We start from the raw sequence: 15,722 nt of genomic DNA on the forward strand, positions 1-15,722 counted from the left end.
TTAATTAGTACTATCTAAAAGCTTTTCTTAGTTTTTTTTCTAAAGGATCTATGTTTTGATTTCTTTGTGCAATGAGACTTTTTAGAAGAGTGTTTCTTATGACAAGAACGTTTCTTATGACAAGAACGTTTCTTATGACAAGAACGTTTCTTATGACAAGAACGTTGTGGAAAAAAGGAACGTTTTGTGCAAAAAGATTTTTTTGTCCAGACAAATCTTTTTGTAAAACGAGTACATTTTGTTATTAAAATACACTTTTTCACGTGTGTGCATCTCGTTTTTGGACATGAAGAGCATTTCTTTTTAGAATGAAATTCCATTCCTGGCTCTTGACGTAAAAAATCCCCCATACCTGTAGCAATTACCTCATCTACTGCTTTACGAATATTACGCTTCACTTAAAATTCCCTCCTTATCAATATTGACAAGAATATTGCTTGTCTTTTCTCTTTACAATATGAAAGCGCCTTAAATAATGACATAAGACAAGCGTTTATTTCTCCTAAAATACACAATTACCTAGCGGTCAAGTTAAGGTGTAAATGCATAGAGTAATGTAGATGTTACAGTGAAGGGAAGAGGCTCTATGTTGCCTTCGTATGAGTTATATATTCATCCAAAGTATATTACTGAAATGCGTCATGATATTTGGAATGAGGATGCATTTCCTGCCAAATTCACATATGCACGCCAAAAATATGATATTGATATCGTATATCGGGGCTCACATATTCGGAAATTTGAGAAAAAATCCTATCAAATTATGTTTTATAAGCGAATGTTTCAAGGAACAAAAGAGATTCATATAAATTCAGAATATATTGATCCTTCGTTGATGAGAAATAAACTCTCGCTTGATTTCTTCGCTGATCTTGGTGTACTATCCCCAAGATCAAGGCATGTATGTATTTCGATAAATGGAAAATTTCAAGGGATTTATTTACAACTTGAATCTGTAGATGAAAGGTTTTTAGCTGCACGAAAACTCCCTACAGGTTCAATTTATTACGCAGTAGATGATGATGCGAATTTTTCTCTTATCAGTGAACTAGACAACGATATTAAAACGTCATTATCTTCTGGGTATGAATTGAAATGCGGTGATGAAAAGAGTGAAGAATATGTAAGCGAACTTGTATATCAGATTAATACGATTTCACGTGCGGACTATGAAAAGGAAATTGTAAAGTGGATTGATGTTGATAAATATTTGCGTTGGTTAGCAGGGATTGTATGTACATCCAATTTCGATGGCTTTGTGCATAATTATGCCTTGTATCGAAATAGTGAAACAGGTCTCTTTGAGATTATTCCTTGGGATTATGATGCGACGTGGGGAAGAGATATAAATGGAAAAATATTGGAGTATGATGCCATTCGAATTGAAGGATACAATACATTAAGTGCAAGATTATTAGATATTTCTGCATTTCGCAGGCAATATCGTAATTTGTTAAAGCAGATACTCGAAGAGAAATTTACGGTATCCTACATGAAACCCAAAGTTGAGGAAATGCATACCTTGATTCGTCCCTATGTGCAGAAAGACCCATATATAAAGGATAAATATCATGCATTTGATAAGGAACCAAACGTCATATATTCTTACATTGAAGAGCGAAACGAATTTTTACGAGAACATTTGAAAATGCTGTAGATTGAATGTGAATTTACACTGTTACAAGAAATCCTCATGAACCAAAGAATCATATCATGAGGGTTTCTTGTATTCTGCCAAATCATATATCTATAGATAATTCCTTCTAAGCTACCCTTGGCAAGAACTGTTTTTCATGGAATAATGGTACTTGTGAAAAGTAATAAGAAAATGAGGGGAATAAAATGCTTTCAGGCTTTGTAAATCATATGTTAGATTTCTTTATTAGTATGGGCTATTTTGGAATTGCACTTGCTTTAATGATTGAAATTATTCCGAGTGAAATTGTTCTAGCCTATGCAGGTTTTCTAGTTTTAAATGGTCAAGTCAACTTCGTTGAAGCTGTTATTGCTGGAGTAATCGGAGGAACCATTGCACAACTCTTTTTATATTGGATTGGTTATTATGGTGGTCGTCCATTTGTTGAGAAGTATGGAAAGTACATTTTTATTTCAAAGCATCATTTGGAAGTTGCCGAAAATTGGTTTAATAAATATGGCGTTGGTGTAATTTTCTCAGCACGTTTCATACCAGTCGTACGACATGCTATTTCTATTCCTGCAGGGTTAGCAAAAATGTCTTTTTGGAAATTTACAACGTATACAGTGCTAGCGATTATTCCATGGTCTATTTTATTCATTTCTTTAGGTGAAAAGCTTGGTGCAAACTGGCGTGATATTAAAGAGTATGCAAAACCTTTCACTCCTTATATTGTAGCAGGAGCAATTCTATTTATTGTGTTGTATTTCGGACTTAAGATGTTTAAAAAGAAAAAGAATGCATAAATAAGCTTAGAAGCGGACCGAACCGTTGTCTGTGTAATCGATCAGACAGTTTCGGTCTATTTTTTATTATATGGAAACAGTCTTAAAAGGGTAATGTATGTTCTTTCACAGCTATTTTTTTTGTTGTTACCGTATGTGTTGTTGTATCACAATACAAATTCATAACGATCTCTCCCTTTTTTGTATTATAAAAAGTTTGAATATTCCGGTTATTTTTTCGGAAAAATGGATAATGTCCTTTACATAACAAGAGAAGTTGTACATATGGAGGGGTATATGTGCTTGCGAGTAAACAGGTTGAAGAATTCAATTCAAGAAAAGAGGAATTTATCAAAGGAGTGAAGGCATGCTTACCAACCGTGTTTGGTTATGTAAGTATTGGATTTGCTGCTGGAGTAATTGAAAAAGCGTCTGGATTTACGATCTTAGAAATTGCCTTGCTATCATTGATTTTATATGCGGGTTCTGGACAATTTATAATTGCTGGTATGTACGTAGCTGGGGCACCGGCTTTAGCTATTATCATCACTATTTTTTTTGTTAATATTCGTCACTTAGTGATGAGTGCAGCATTATCTCCGTACTTTAAAAGATTCACCTTTTGGGAAAATACTTCGACTGGTATTTTGTTGACTGATGAAACGTTTAGTGTAGCTGCAAATGAGATGAATAAGAGTAAAGAAGGAAGCTATTACTGGATGCTTGGTTTAAATGTAACTGCTTATATTCATTGGGCCATCGCAAATATTATTGGAGCTTCTCTTGGACAATATGTTTCCAATCCTAAGTCATTAGGACTTGATTTTGCATTAGTAGCGATGTTCATTGGATTATATGTGCTGCAATTTATTTCAAGAAGAAATGTACGAAAAGATGGGATTGTTACAGTAGCAGCGATTGTTATGGTTGTCTTACTGGGTCAATTTATGTCAGGAAATATTGCTGTGTTATTTGCTATTGTTGGATCAGCAACAGTGGGGGTGTATGTTGACAAATGGAAGTAAGATGGAGCGTATTTATTATTATCATTGGATCGGCAATTGTTACAGTTATTCCGCGTGTGTTGCCGCTATTATTTTTAAGTAAGATTACGTTGCCTAAAAGCGTACAAACATGGCTACATTATATACCAACTGCTGTATTAGCTGCTTTACTTGCACAGCAGCTTTTCCTTCAAAAGCAGATTAGCTACAGTGATTGGATTGCAGCTTCTGTTGCATTTGGAGTAGCAATTGTAACGAGAAGTTTATTAATTACCGTTGTGGTAGGTATGGTTGTTGTAATGATTTGTCGTACAATTATCCCGTTTTAACGGGCAGTAAGACCCCCACTTCAAGGCTTAGTAATCGAAGAAGACTAAGTGGGGGATAACTGCCCGTAAAAGTCCGAATTGGCCTTTGCTAACCCTAGGTGGGGGATGAGAGAAAACCCCCACCTAGGGAAGTTTCACTTTATCATGTAAGTAGGTAAAGGAAAAAAGACACTTCAAAGAAGCGTCTTTTTTGTATAGTGTTTGTTTCTTGCATTAGCAGAAGCAGGCTGCTCCAACGATAATTAAGAGGATAAAGAGAACAACAATTAACGCAAATCCACCTTGAAATCCAAATCCACCCATACTATTTCCTCCTTTAAATCATTTACACTATACAATATGTAATGAAGTGAATTTTGACAGTAAAAGGAGGATGGGTATGAGCGGATTTTTTGTTGTTCATCCTAAAAAGAGGGCGTCTTCACGCTATCCTACATGAATTGTCGCGATTATTACTTGATGGGAAGTTTCACTTTATAATCCTTTCACTGCTCCACCATCCACTAAAAATGAATTTCCAGTCATATATGTATTGGCAGCAGAAGCGAGGAATGTTACAACATTCGCAAATTCGCTTGGCTTGCCATAGCGTCCAAGCGGAATGCTAGCTTCGAAGGCTTTCTTCGTTTCTTCAATAGATATGCCAAGCTGTTTACTTTTTATTTGATCAAGTGAAGCCACTCGGTCTGTTGCAATACGACCAGGAGCAACGGTATTAATTAATATTCCGTAAGGTGCAAACTCTGATGCTAACGTTTTTGTTAGACCTGTAATTCCTACACGAAATGTGTTAGATAGCAATAGACCAGCAATTGGCTCCTTAACAGAGGAGGAAGCAATGTTAATAATTTTTCCACCATTTTTCTTTAAATAGGGAAGTGTTTCCCGTATGGTACGGATGTAGCCTAGTAAATTTAGCTCAAACGAACCGTACCAATCTTCGTCTGTTAATTGTTCAAATGTACCAGGTTTCGGTCCACCAGCATTATTTATCAAAATATCAATTCCACCATAGGTATCTGCTGTTGCTTGAACAACTTCTTGGATTTGCTCAAGATTCGTAATATCGCAAACCTTGTATTGTACTTTTCCAGTTCCAATTTTACGTAATTCATCTTGTACTGCTGCTAATTTTCCTTCATTTCGACTCGTTATCATGACATTAACACCTTCGCGAACGAATTGTTCTGCGATGGCTTTTCCTAATCCTTGACTAGATGCGAGCACAAGAGCTGTTTTTCCTTCTAATTGTAAGTCCATATGGATCCTCCCTTTTCGAAATCATTTCTTTTTAGTATAACGTAAAATAAGGAGATTTGGGAATTTTCAAACTTTATCCCGTTTTAACGGGCAGTAAGATCCCCACCTCAAGACTCAGAGAAAAGCGAAGAAGATAGGTGGGGGATAACTGTCCGTAAAAGTCCGTATTGGTCGGGCTAACCATCAGTGGGGGATGAAGAAAACCCCCACTGATGGAAGTTTCACTTTATAAACTTGCTATCTATTATTAAAAAAACGATAGAAAAATACGTGCAGGCATTGTTATACTAAGCAAGGTAGCACTATCACTCCATTATTGTAAATGTGTAGTTCTAATTCAAACAGCTTGTACATATCGTTTCATTAAGAGGGTGATGAGACGATGAATAATTATTTTTATGTGAAAAAAATGAGCCTATGGAAAGTGAGCGCACTTCTTTTAGTAGGCATTGTCTGTATTTTTTTATTTACAAGTATACTTGTTACTTCATTTAAGCAAACGAAATCGGTATACATGCATGATTGGTTAAGCGAGCTTTCGATGAATGCCTATATGTATGCATTTGGAACAGAAAATCATTACTTCACACAAGAATACCAGCATTATAATAAAGAATTCTCACTAGCTACTTTTATGTTGTCCAATGTAACGAATATTCGCTTTCATGATGTGAGAAGCTTACTTGGAATAGAATTACCAGGCTTTGCAAAGTATGATACAGAAATATTAATTGCTGGAGAAGGGTCTACATATAATAATCTTCCGATGGAATCCACTGTTCCATTAGAAGAACTGTTACAGGAAAGAAAAGGACAAGGAGTACCGACTCCTGAACCGAAAACGGATCTACCGAAAAATCCAACGCCTCCTTCTCATAACACGAATGGAAAAAAAGTCGTTTTTATTTATCATACACATAGCTGGGAATCATATTTGCCGCTTTTGCAGTTGCCTGCTAGTTCCGATGATAGCAAAGCAACAAGTTCTGTTATGAATATCTCAATCTTTGGCGATCGTTTCAGGCAACAGTTAGAAAATAATGGTATTGGAGCGAGCGATGATAAAAGCGATGTTGGGAAGATGCTCGTATCGAAAGGGCTAAATTCAAACAGTGCGTATAAAATGTCAAGGCAAATTGTGCAGCAGGCAATGACTGGTAACACAGATCTTAAATACTATTTTGATCTTCATCGTGATAGTGCTAGAAGGGACACGACAACGAAGGAACTGAACGGTAAATCCTATGCGAAGCTATATTTTATAGTGGGATCTGGAAATCGAAACTACGAGAAAAATGAGCAGTTTGCAAAGGCTCTTCATGAAATAATAGATAAATCTTATCCAGGTGTCAGTAGAGGAGTCCTTCGAAAAAATAGTAGTACCGGTAATGGTGTATACAATCAAGACTTGTCCGGACAAGCAATGCTAGTGGAAGTAGGCGGAGTTGACAATACGGTAGATGAAGTAAATCGTAGTATTGATATTTTAGCAGAAGCATTCAGCCAATATTATTGGAAAGCTGAAAAGGTGAACGGTCCATAATTGTTTCTTAACCCGTAGAAAGAAGAATTTTAAAGGAATTGAAAGAAATTTGGCGAATAGTGTATTAGAATCATATGAATTGTATGAAATTGTAGAATTCATTTACTGCTTTTGCCTCTTTTATTCACATAAAGATTAGTAGAAAGAGGGTGAAAAAATGGCAGGATGGATGATTTGGTTCATCGTATCAGGCATACTCATAGTCTTCGAGATGTTCACGCTTACCCTTTATATGCTTTGGCTTGGAATCGGTGCATTTGTAGGTGGAATCATTGGGATTTTTGTACCTAATACTTGGGTTCAAATATTTGCTGCTGCCTTGGTTAGTATTACATTGACGTTGTTTACAAAGCCATTATTACGTAGAATCCGATCTGATAAGAAGTATGATGATAGTGTGGAATCCATAATTGGGAAAACAGGCGTTGTTACAAAAGGAATTTCAGAGGACGGCTATGGTATTGTGAAAATCAGTGGTGAAACATGGAGTGCTACTTCCTCAGATTCTATCTCAGTTGGGGAACAAATCATCGTTTTAGAACGTCAAAACACAATCTTAATTGTTAGGAGGGTCTAATCGTGGTAGGCACGATTCTATCTATTTTTTTACTCGTTCTTGTAGTAGTTTTTGCTGCTCTTTCTGTAAAAATCATCCCGCAGCAACAGGTTGGGGTAGTGGAACGTCTTGGTCGTTTTCATCGAACAATGTCTGCTGGTTTAAATATTCTTATTCCAATCATTGATCATGTTCGTATTTACCATGACTTACGTATTCAACAAACAAATGTTCCTCCGCAAAAAGTAATTACGAAGGATAATGTTCAAGTTGAAATAGATACGATTATATTTTTTCAAATTATTGATCCAGAAAGAGCAACATATGGTATTTCGAATTACTCATTAGGTGTTCGTAATGTAACGACGGCTACAATGAGACAAATTCTTGGGAATATGGAACTGGATGAAACATTGTCTGGTCGTGAAAAAATCTCGACTGAAATACGAATTGCGCTAGACGAAGCAACAGAAAAATGGGGGGTTCGTATTGAGCGTGTAGAAGTCGTTGATATTAATCCTCCTAAGGACGTACAAGTGTCCATGGAAAAACAAATGAAGGCAGAACGTAATAAGCGTGCCATAATATTAGAAGCGGAAGCTGCAAAACAAGATATTGTACTCCGTGCTGAAGGGGATAAGCAAAGTAAAATTTTACGTGCAGAAGGAGACAGGGAAGCTCGGATACGTGAAGCTGAGGGGGTTCGCCAAGCTCGAGAATTAGAAGCAATCGGGCAGGCAAAAGCCGTTGAAATCATAGCAATTGCTGAGCAAAAACGAATTCAGCTTTTAACCGAGTCTGGTTTATCAGAAAATGTATTGGCTTATCAATCGTTTGAAGCACTGCAAGAAATAGCGAAAGGGTCAGCTAATAAAATATTTCTTCCAACAAAAGCTGTTGAAACACTTGGTAGTCTCGGGGCAGTTGGGGAAATTTTTAAAGAAAAGAAAAGCGAGTAAAGTACAATTGAGAAGAAGTAAAAAGAAAACACATGTAAATGATACACAAAAAGAAGAAGCGTATTCGCTTCTTCTTTTTGTGTATTGCTTTGCACATTCCTGCCATCACATTTTTATGTTTAGTTCTGGTTTTTTCCGGAAAAACTAGGAAAAGAATCATGAAGGAGGGAATAGCAAGTGGAGCATCCGATTCAAGGGTTAATGAGTGCAGCTATGGAAAATTTAAAGGGAATGGTAGATGTTAACACCATTGTTGGTGAGCCGGTGCAAACAGCTGATGGTGGTGTTGTACTTACCGTATCGAAAGTTGCTTTCGGGTTTGGTGCTGGCGGAAGTGACTATATAGCGGAGGGTACCCAAAATCGTAATGGTGACATCCCTGCCTTTGGCGGTGGAAGTGCAGGAGGGGTATCCATTACACCAATCGCCTTTCTTGTTGTTAATAAAGACGGAGTAAAAATTTTGCACCTTCAAAATACAACACATTTAATGGAAAAGGCTATAGAATTAGCTCCGCAAACACTTGAAAAACTAAAATCCATCCTTAAGAAAAACGAGAATGAAAGTTCAGATGCAAGCATCGATTTGTAAAACGAACCATGCTAAAAAAGAATAGTATTCTCCCATTGCTTCTATTGGATCGTTCTACAAAATCTTGAAAAATCAAGATTTTTAGTAGCGATCCATTTCCTATTTCATGACAAATTGTAGTGAAACAAAGATGATGAATGTTATGTAATTATTTTGTAATAAATATTAATAAAATGTAATGCTAATATGTAGCTGTTTTCGGACGTTTTCCTATGTTTCTGGAAATTTTCATGATAAAATAAATCGTACTACTTAATATTAACATTATACAAAGGTGGCTAGGTGCTTTGGCTGGAGGATCTGACCAAATAAAAGAAATTATTTATATTAATGGTGATCGACGCAATCATTGTTATCTTTCATCTGGCATAACGTTTCAAGAATTTGCGAACAACATCCCATCTCCTCTTCATAACGTACTCTTGTTAAAGCATAATTTTGAATGGACTGATATTAATTATCATACTCTTCTTGAGTATGTCGAGGAAGAAAATATGCCAAAATTGATTACAGCGGAAACGGACCAATATGATGAATATTGTTGGGTCGATTTTGACGATGTGAGCGATTTAGATGAGCTAGAACCGATGGAAATTGCTGAACTTTTATATTTAGCTCATAAAAAAGAACCAATTGAAAAACCATTTTTTCCATTACTAAAAAATAAATTCGTTTATTTATCGCATGAAGACGGATGGTTTAATAAAGTGTATTATCGCAGGCAGCAGGATATGGCAGGCCTTTTAAGTAAGGTCATACCATATAAGCTAGGTTCCTTTGGTAAAAAACGTCGTATGCTTTTCCAGAAAACGAAAATTTATCCTGCCATTACAAAAGAAATCGTACTTCGGTTTCTACCTCTAGCCGAAGATGGATTATTAATTGATTTACATAATAAGGTAGAATCCAAACGGGGATTGGAAATACCATTTTATGTAGTAGGATCTTTTACAAATATGGACGAAATTATGGATGGTTTAGATGAATTGAAAGAGGATGCTCTTGAAAAAGCAGTACTGATCTTTGATAAAAAGGATCAGGAGTGGAGATGGGAAAATGAGTAAAAAACTTGACTGAGTCAAGTTTTTTTCTTTTAAGAGAAGTGAAAGAGGTCTACCGAGTATTATTTGTTGGATTGAAATCGTACGAGACGCTATCATCATATTTTGCCTAAATAGGACTCGTATAGAGTCCTATTTTATTCCCAATTAACGAACAAAAACTGGATATAATAGGCTAAATAGTACTGAAAATGCTGCAAATCCTATTGCTGTAAATGCTAGTGTTCTTGCACCGAATCTGATTGCAAGTAAACCTATTAAGATTGCTAGTATACCGAAAAGAAGAGGATAAATAGCAATCGAAAACAAGGCTATAAATAGTGCTAAATAGCCTGTTATGACCCCCCAATTGATTCCGGAAGATAGTAAATCCTGATTTTCACTACGATTGATATGGAATTGATCAGGTGTAATATCGGTTGCGTATTCTTCATTTATTTCTTTTTCTGTTGAATCTTCCTTTGAATCGTATTGTTTCATTCTAATTCCTCTCTCTCTATTGTTGTTATTACTATACCCATGACTACACAAAAGCATGTCTGGAACGTTTTCCCTCTATCAAAGGAAATAGACGTAGATACGTTGAATATGTATGGATATTACAGAAATGGAGTGATTTTAGGATGAAATCTTTTGATTGGAATGAAGCTGTACAAGAAAAGTGGGATGAACAGGCAACGGAATGGAATGAAAAAAGTAAAGAGATGTGGGAAACGGGAAGTAGGAGTTGTATCCCTTCTTTTTTTCGAAACTATGTAGCAGACGGTGCAACGATTCTAGATTCTGGATGTGGAGATGGTTATGGGTCTCTATATTTTAGTGAAGAGGGATACAATGTGTATGGAGTAGACATTAGTTCACATATGATTGCTTATGCGAATGGCTTTTCTCAAAAACCAAATCTTACTTTTATACAATCTGATATGGCAGCGTTGCCATTTGATGCACAAACATTTGATGCCGTTCTTGCCATTAACTCTCTTGAATGGATTGAACAGCCACTTCTTGTACTTCATGAATGGAAGCGAGTGCTTAAACGGGATGGGTTAGCTTGTGTTGCCATATTAGGACCCACTGCAGCACCGCGTGTGAATAGCTATCGGAGATTGTATAATGAACCTGCAGTATGCAATACGATGATGCCTTGGGAATTTGAAATGTTAGCAAAAGAAAATGGATTTTCCATTATCGATAGTCAAGGTGTATATAAACGTGGTGTAGACGAAGCGCTGCTTCAGGATCTCCCTCATACACTTAAACAAGCGCTGTCATTTATGTGGGTTATGATGTTAAAGTATAACGGTGAGAATTGACATAGTACATTGTAAAGGAAAAGGCCAGTGGGTAGAGCCCACTGGCCTTTCTTTGTTTAAGATAGCAATTTGACTAGTATGTAATTTGAAAATGGGAAACCATAATAAAATGTAAAATAAGATTGGTTTGGTTGAATCGAATGATTAAAAAGTAAAATTAACGAATATTTAACGAACAATTGATGAAAATGTGCGTATTTTCAAAAAAACTGATACAATAGAGCCTAGAATACAAGAGGAGTGAAGCTATATGACAACTGTGTCTTCAGTGAAATCTGATATTGAAATTGCGCAAGAAGCTAAGATGAAACGCATTTATGAAATAGCAGAACAATTAGATATACAGGAAGAGGAGCTAGAACCTTACGGACATTATAAAGCGAAATTATCGCTTAACATATTAAAACGACTGGAAACGAAGCCTGATGGAAAAATCATTTTAGTTACGGCTATCAATCCAACTCCAGCAGGAGAAGGAAAATCCACGGTAACAGTAGGGCTTGGACAGGCGTTACATCAAATTGGCAAAAAAGCAGTCATTGCTTTGCGTGAACCTTCCTTAGGTCCAACAATGGGGATTAAGGGCGGAGCAGCTGGCGGCGGCTACTCACAAGTAGTACCGATGGAGGATATTAATTTACACTTTACAGGTGATATTCATGCTATTACTACTGTGAATAATGCATTAGCTGCTTTACTAGATAATCATCTACAACAAGGTAATGAGCTTGAAATTGATACACGAAAAATTGTATGGAAGCGTTGTGTAGATTTAAACGATCGTGCTCTTCGTAATGTCATCATTGGACTTGGTGGACCGATGCAAGGAGTACCTCGTGAAGAAGGCTTTGATATTACTGTAGCTTCAGAAATCATGGCTGTATTTTGTTTAGCTAAGGACCTTCATGATTTAAAGGAACGTTTGTCGAGAATTGTAATCGCCTATAATATATACAATAAGCCTGTTACGGTAAAAGACCTAGGTGTAGAAGGTGCTCTAGCATTACTTTTAAAGGATGCGATAAAGCCAAATCTTGTGCAAACATTAGAGCATACACCGGCCATTATACATGGAGGACCATTTGCAAACATTGCTCATGGCTGCAATAGTATTCTTGCAACAAAAATGGCTGCTAAGCTTGGAGAATATGTCATAACAGAGGCAGGATTTGGTGCAGATTTAGGAGCTGAAAAGTTTCTTGATATTAAAGCTAGAGCAGCGGGGATTCATCCGGATGCGGTTGTAATTGTAGCGACTATTAGGGCCCTAAAAATGCATGGTGGTGTAAAAAAAGAACAATTACATGAAGAAAACATCGCTGCTCTCGAACTAGGAATTGAAAATTTACATAAGCATATTGAGACGATTCAATCGTTCGGGTTGCCGTTCGTGATTGCCATGAATCGTTTTATAACGGACACGGAGGCAGAGATAGCATGGCTTAAAAACTGGTGCAACCAGCATTGCTATGATATAGCACTCACAGAAGTATGGGAGAAAGGTGGAAAAGGAGGAATTGAACTCGCAGAAAAAGTACTCCATAGTATAGAAGAAAAAGAAAATCACTTTGCACCCCTCTACTCACTCGAGCAGCCGCTAGAAGAAAAAATACGTACCGTTGCTAATGCAGTGTACGGAGCTGATGATGTTCATTTTACAGCGAAAGCAAAGAAACAATTGCAACAATTTACAGAGCAAGGATGGGGCAATTTACCTATCTGTATGGCAAAAACACAATATTCATTATCTGATGATCCAAGTAAACTAGGCCGTCCTGATCATTTCACAATTACTGTACGCGAATTAAAGCCTTCGATTGGAGCAGGCTTTATCGTAGCTCTTACAGGTACAGTACTTACGATGCCTGGTCTTCCTAAACAACCAACTGCGTTAAAAATGAATGTCGACGATAATGGAAAAGCGATAGGATTATTTTGATTTGTTACTCGGTTAAAGGGCTGTATACGGTTTGCTGTATACAGTCCTTTTTATTTTTAAAAAGGTAGTCGTGTAGCATATACATACATCCTATGGTACAATGCATACAGTTTGTTACACTTTGTTTTCGGTACAATAATAATAGGATAGAAAATAGGTCCGAATGAGTAAGAAACATGTAAGGATATAGTAAAAGGAGAAATGAAATGATTGAACAAATGAAACCATTTTTACAAAAAGCTTGGGAAAGTGCAGGCTTTCAAGAAATGACTACGATACAAAAAACAATTATTCCTGCCATCATAGAAGGAAAGGATGTAATGGCAGAATCACCGACAGGTACAGGTAAGACGTTAGCCTATGTATTGCCCCTACTACAAAAGGTTGATGAAACTGCGAAACAGCCGCAAATTATTATTTTGGCACCAACTCGTGAGCTCGTTATGCAAATTCAAAGCGAAGTAACGAAATTTACAAATGGCAGCGGTATTACTTCAGTGAGTTTAATTGGCGGTGCAGATGTCAAACGCCAAATCGAAAAACTAAAAAAGCATCCGCAAATTATTGTCGGCTCACCTGGACGTATACTAGAGTTAATTCGTCAGAAAAAGTTAAAAATGCATGAGGTAAAAGCAATTGTATTTGATGAATATGATCAAATGCTAAAGCAAGATACGAATCTTACGGACATCGTAAAAACAACATTACGTGATAGACAATTAATTTTCGTATCAGCGACAATTCCAACTGCAGCGGAAGAACAAGCAAAGAAAATGGCTAATGAGCTTGAGGTATTTCGTGTTAAGCGAAAAGTGGAAGCAAATGTACAGCATTTATATGTCGTAGTCCCACTTCGTGAAAAGATAGATACTCTTCGCAGAATTCTACATATGGATGGGGTTAAAGCACTAGCATTTTTAAATGATCCATTTCGGTTAAATGAAATGGAACGTAAACTTACCTTTGGAAAAATAGCCGCTGCAGCTCTACATTCTGAAGCAAAATCACAGGAACGCAGGGGAATTATGCAAGCATTCAAGCAAGGTAAGCTTCAAGTTGTGCTAGCGACAGACGTGGCTGCTAGAGGGTTAGATATTGAAGACGTAACCCATGTTATCCACATGGAGGCTCCAACTACGGCTGAACAATATATTCACCGCTCAGGAAGAACAGGTAGAATGGGGAAAAATGGAACGGTTGTGTCCATTATTACAAAGGACCAAGAAAAAGCTCTTCTTCAGCTTGGAAAAAAATTAGCACTCAATTTAAAGCAAGTGGAAGTATACAAAGGTGCTTTCACAGCGCAGCGTCCATCTATAAAATCTACTAACAGCAAAAAGCCTAGATAATTATCTAGGCTTTTGTTGTGGAAAATAATAGTGAAATAAAAAAGAGAGAAAACAAAACTTGTTTTCTCTCTCGTATTAACATATTAGTGTTGTACTCGTTTAGTAAAGGACATTAGCATGTAACCGATTACGCCGCCAATCACAGGAACAAGGATAACATTAGACATAGCAAAATATTTACTTAAAAATAAGGCATTCGTATCAAATAACCATCCGACTACAACAAGTAATGATAAATAAAGTACGAAAAAAAACTCACGATCAGAAAGCATTTCATATTGTGTGTTTTTCATAATAAATTCCTCCTAATAGATTTATAGTCTTTGTCACAATAAATTCGATATTTAGTCACAGAATGTTCATAAATTAATTGTAAAGCTTTTGTTAATTTATGTCTAGATTTTTTTGCCAAATTAGAAGAAGAAAATATTTCGTTATCTTCGACATTGTGTACGGTACACTTTATGATAAAAGTAACAACATAAAATAGGGGGGAAAAACGATGAGCGTGTATGATTTTTCAGTAAAAGCGATTAAAGGGGAAGACAAATCACTTCAGGATTATGAAGGAAAGGTGTTAGTAATCGTTAACGTTGCCAGTAAATGCGGCTTTACTCCACAATATAAAGGCTTACAGGCATTGTATGAAGAATACCAAGAACAAGGTTTAGAAATATTAGGGTTTCCGTGTAACCAATTTTTAGGGCAAGAACCAGGCAATAATGAAGAAATAGCAAGTTTTTGTGAATTAAACTATGGTGTTACGTTCCCGATGTTTGAAAAAATTGAAGTAAACGGTGACGGGGCACATCCTTTATATAAATATTTATGCGAGGAAGTACCAGGAATGCTTGGATTAAAGGCTATAAAATGGAATTTCACAAAATTTTTAGTTGACAAAAAAGGGAATGTTTTAGAAAGATTTTCACCACAAACGACACCAGAAGAGATGAAAACTAAAATTGAGGAATTGTTAAAGTAAATAACGGGTTTATTGATTGAAAATTCTTTATAATCTAATATTTTCGTAAGAATATGAAATGCCTTATAAAGGAGAGTGATTACTGTATGTTAGGTAAATGGATGAATAAGATAAAACAACCTGAATGTAGACATAAATATAATTTTATTAAAGCGCAGGATAGTGAAAACTTTATGACAGGGCAGATGGGGATAGCTTATTTTTATAAGTGTGAAATGTGTGGAAAAGAAAAAATTGAATATAAATATAACAGTGATATCAATAGTGATTTTTGGAATATATAAAAAACTTTTGTTAATATAGCTTTTTGTGCCGCTATTATGTTTTCTTATCTTGAATTTTAGAGATACATAATGTATTAAGGAAAAGTTAAGAAACCTAATCCATAATGTAAGTATTGATAAGGTAGTACCCT

Annotated in this window: 19 protein-coding genes; 14 read left to right on the forward strand and 5 right to left on the reverse strand. The window is 36.2% G+C overall.

Annotated features, from left to right (window positions below; all coding sequences use genetic code 11):
• Window positions 1-14: 14 nt before the first annotated feature.
• The gene (locus tag ACM5BR_RS03540) at window positions 15-398 is read right to left on the reverse strand and encodes a CotG/ExsB N-terminal domain-containing protein (protein ID WP_416825930.1); all 384 of its coding nucleotides are present in this window, start codon (window positions 396-398) and stop codon (window positions 15-17) included.
• A gap of 188 nt (window positions 399-586) precedes the next feature.
• Between ACM5BR_RS03540 and ACM5BR_RS03545 the strand changes: the two genes are divergently transcribed.
• The 4 genes from ACM5BR_RS03545 (at window position 587) to ACM5BR_RS03560 (ending at window position 3,754) form a co-directional block, all read left to right on the forward strand.
• Entirely contained in the window at window positions 587-1,657 is a 1,071-nt protein-coding gene (locus ACM5BR_RS03545; RefSeq protein WP_416825931.1) for a CotH kinase family protein, read from the forward strand.
• 185 nt (window positions 1,658-1,842) lie between these two features.
• Entirely contained in the window at window positions 1,843-2,442 is a 600-nt protein-coding gene (uptA, locus tag ACM5BR_RS03550) for an undecaprenyl phosphate transporter UptA (RefSeq protein ID WP_416825933.1), read from the forward strand.
• Window positions 2,443-2,720: 278 nt separating this feature from the next.
• Window positions 2,721-3,446 (forward strand): AzlC family ABC transporter permease, encoded by a 726-nt coding sequence (locus ACM5BR_RS03555; RefSeq protein ID WP_416825935.1) that lies wholly within the window; start codon window positions 2,721-2,723, stop codon window positions 3,444-3,446.
• A complete protein-coding gene (locus ACM5BR_RS03560) occupies window positions 3,437-3,754 on the forward strand; it encodes an AzlD domain-containing protein (protein ID WP_416825937.1) in 318 nt (105 codons plus the stop codon). Before ACM5BR_RS03555 ends, ACM5BR_RS03560 begins: the two co-directional genes overlap by 10 nt.
• Before the next feature lie 213 nt (window positions 3,755-3,967).
• Here ACM5BR_RS03560 and ACM5BR_RS03565 read toward each other — a convergent pair whose 3' ends face one another.
• Window positions 3,968-4,057 carry a YjcZ family sporulation protein gene (locus tag ACM5BR_RS03565; protein ID WP_416825939.1) on the reverse strand — a complete coding sequence of 30 codons (90 nt, stop codon included), beginning with the start codon at window positions 4,055-4,057 and terminating at the stop codon, window positions 3,968-3,970.
• Window positions 4,058-4,228: 171 nt separating this feature from the next.
• A complete protein-coding gene (locus ACM5BR_RS03570) occupies window positions 4,229-5,014 on the reverse strand; it encodes an SDR family oxidoreductase (RefSeq protein ID WP_416825941.1) in 786 nt (261 codons plus the stop codon).
• Between the two features lie 382 nt (window positions 5,015-5,396).
• On the opposite strand from ACM5BR_RS03570, the gene spoIIP reads away from it, so the two are divergent.
• The 5 genes from spoIIP to ACM5BR_RS03595 all read left to right on the forward strand — a co-directional run bounded on the left by spoIIP (window position 5,397) and on the right by ACM5BR_RS03595 (window position 9,727).
• Entirely contained in the window at window positions 5,397-6,557 is a 1,161-nt protein-coding gene (gene spoIIP, locus ACM5BR_RS03575) for a stage II sporulation protein P (RefSeq protein WP_416825943.1), read from the forward strand.
• Between the two features lie 157 nt (window positions 6,558-6,714).
• Entirely contained in the window at window positions 6,715-7,134 is a 420-nt protein-coding gene (locus tag ACM5BR_RS03580) for an NfeD family protein (RefSeq protein WP_416825945.1), read from the forward strand.
• Between the two features lie 2 nt (window positions 7,135-7,136).
• Window positions 7,137-8,072 carry an SPFH domain-containing protein gene (locus tag ACM5BR_RS03585; protein WP_416825947.1) on the forward strand — a complete coding sequence of 312 codons (936 nt, stop codon included), beginning with the start codon at window positions 7,137-7,139 and terminating at the stop codon, window positions 8,070-8,072.
• Window positions 8,073-8,249: 177 nt separating this feature from the next.
• Window positions 8,250-8,663, forward strand: a complete 414-nt coding sequence (gene ytfJ, locus ACM5BR_RS03590; protein ID WP_416825949.1) for a GerW family sporulation protein — start codon at window positions 8,250-8,252, stop codon at window positions 8,661-8,663.
• Between the two features lie 287 nt (window positions 8,664-8,950).
• Window positions 8,951-9,727 carry an oxalate:formate antiporter gene (locus ACM5BR_RS03595; protein ID WP_416825950.1) on the forward strand — a complete coding sequence of 259 codons (777 nt, stop codon included), beginning with the start codon at window positions 8,951-8,953 and terminating at the stop codon, window positions 9,725-9,727.
• Between the two features lie 144 nt (window positions 9,728-9,871).
• Here the strand turns inward: ACM5BR_RS03595 and ACM5BR_RS03600 are convergent, their stop codons facing one another.
• Window positions 9,872-10,204 (reverse strand): permease, encoded by a 333-nt coding sequence (locus tag ACM5BR_RS03600; protein ID WP_416825952.1) that lies wholly within the window; start codon window positions 10,202-10,204, stop codon window positions 9,872-9,874.
• 143 nt (window positions 10,205-10,347) lie between these two features.
• Between ACM5BR_RS03600 and ACM5BR_RS03605 the strand changes: the two genes are divergently transcribed.
• The 3 genes from ACM5BR_RS03605 (at window position 10,348) to ACM5BR_RS03615 (ending at window position 14,325) form a co-directional block, all read left to right on the forward strand.
• On the forward strand, window positions 10,348-11,037 hold the full coding sequence (locus tag ACM5BR_RS03605; protein ID WP_416825954.1) for a class I SAM-dependent methyltransferase: 690 nt from the start codon (window positions 10,348-10,350) through the stop codon (window positions 11,035-11,037).
• Window positions 11,038-11,287: 250 nt separating this feature from the next.
• Window positions 11,288-12,976, forward strand: coding sequence for a formate--tetrahydrofolate ligase (locus ACM5BR_RS03610; protein ID WP_416825955.1), 1,689 nt, complete (start codon window positions 11,288-11,290; stop codon window positions 12,974-12,976).
• A 206-nt stretch (window positions 12,977-13,182) separates the two neighbouring features.
• Window positions 13,183-14,325, forward strand: coding sequence for a DEAD/DEAH box helicase (locus ACM5BR_RS03615; RefSeq protein ID WP_416825957.1), 1,143 nt, complete (start codon window positions 13,183-13,185; stop codon window positions 14,323-14,325).
• A gap of 83 nt (window positions 14,326-14,408) precedes the next feature.
• Here the strand turns inward: ACM5BR_RS03615 and ACM5BR_RS03620 are convergent, their stop codons facing one another.
• On the reverse strand, window positions 14,409-14,618 hold the full coding sequence (locus ACM5BR_RS03620; protein WP_416825958.1) for a DUF3925 family protein: 210 nt from the start codon (window positions 14,616-14,618) through the stop codon (window positions 14,409-14,411).
• Window positions 14,619-14,827: 209 nt separating this feature from the next.
• Here ACM5BR_RS03620 and ACM5BR_RS03625 point away from each other — a divergent pair, with 209 nt between their 5' ends.
• Together ACM5BR_RS03625 and ACM5BR_RS03630 are read left to right on the forward strand one after the other, a co-directional pair.
• Entirely contained in the window at window positions 14,828-15,307 is a 480-nt protein-coding gene (locus ACM5BR_RS03625; protein ID WP_416825960.1) for a glutathione peroxidase, read from the forward strand.
• Between the two features lie 86 nt (window positions 15,308-15,393).
• Window positions 15,394-15,591 carry a hypothetical protein gene (locus ACM5BR_RS03630; RefSeq protein ID WP_416825962.1) on the forward strand — a complete coding sequence of 66 codons (198 nt, stop codon included), beginning with the start codon at window positions 15,394-15,396 and terminating at the stop codon, window positions 15,589-15,591.
• Window positions 15,592-15,722: the final 131 nt, after the last annotated feature.

Source organism: Ectobacillus polymachus (assembly GCF_048159605.1).
GTDB lineage: Bacteria > Bacillota > Bacilli > Bacillales > Bacillaceae_G > Ectobacillus > Ectobacillus polymachus.

Bases quoted from the DNA above. Each gene is read 5' to 3' on its own strand.
- ACM5BR_RS03545 (WP_416825931.1), top strand. From the start codon at position 587: ATGTTGCCTTCGTATGAGTTATATATTCATCCAAAGTATATTACTGAA.
- uptA (WP_416825933.1), top strand. From the start codon at position 1,843: ATGCTTTCAGGCTTTGTAAATCATATGTTAGATTTCTTTATTAGTATG.
- ACM5BR_RS03560 (WP_416825937.1), top strand. From the start codon at position 3,437: ATGGAAGTAAGATGGAGCGTATTTATTATTATCATTGGATCGGCAATT.
- ACM5BR_RS03565 (WP_416825939.1), bottom strand. From the start codon at position 4,057: ATGGGTGGATTTGGATTTCAAGGTGGATTTGCGTTAATTGTTGTTCTC.
- ACM5BR_RS03570 (WP_416825941.1), bottom strand. From the start codon at position 5,014: ATGGACTTACAATTAGAAGGAAAAACAGCTCTTGTGCTCGCATCTAGT.
- spoIIP (WP_416825943.1), top strand. From the start codon at position 5,397: ATGAATAATTATTTTTATGTGAAAAAAATGAGCCTATGGAAAGTGAGC.
- ACM5BR_RS03580 (WP_416825945.1), top strand. From the start codon at position 6,715: ATGGCAGGATGGATGATTTGGTTCATCGTATCAGGCATACTCATAGTC.
- ACM5BR_RS03600 (WP_416825952.1), bottom strand. From the start codon at position 10,204: ATGAAACAATACGATTCAAAGGAAGATTCAACAGAAAAAGAAATAAAT.
- ACM5BR_RS03605 (WP_416825954.1), top strand. From the start codon at position 10,348: ATGAAATCTTTTGATTGGAATGAAGCTGTACAAGAAAAGTGGGATGAA.
- ACM5BR_RS03610 (WP_416825955.1), top strand. From the start codon at position 11,288: ATGACAACTGTGTCTTCAGTGAAATCTGATATTGAAATTGCGCAAGAA.
- ACM5BR_RS03615 (WP_416825957.1), top strand. From the start codon at position 13,183: ATGATTGAACAAATGAAACCATTTTTACAAAAAGCTTGGGAAAGTGCA.
- ACM5BR_RS03620 (WP_416825958.1), bottom strand. From the start codon at position 14,618: ATGAAAAACACACAATATGAAATGCTTTCTGATCGTGAGTTTTTTTTC.
- ACM5BR_RS03625 (WP_416825960.1), top strand. From the start codon at position 14,828: ATGAGCGTGTATGATTTTTCAGTAAAAGCGATTAAAGGGGAAGACAAA.
- ACM5BR_RS03630 (WP_416825962.1), top strand. From the start codon at position 15,394: ATGTTAGGTAAATGGATGAATAAGATAAAACAACCTGAATGTAGACAT.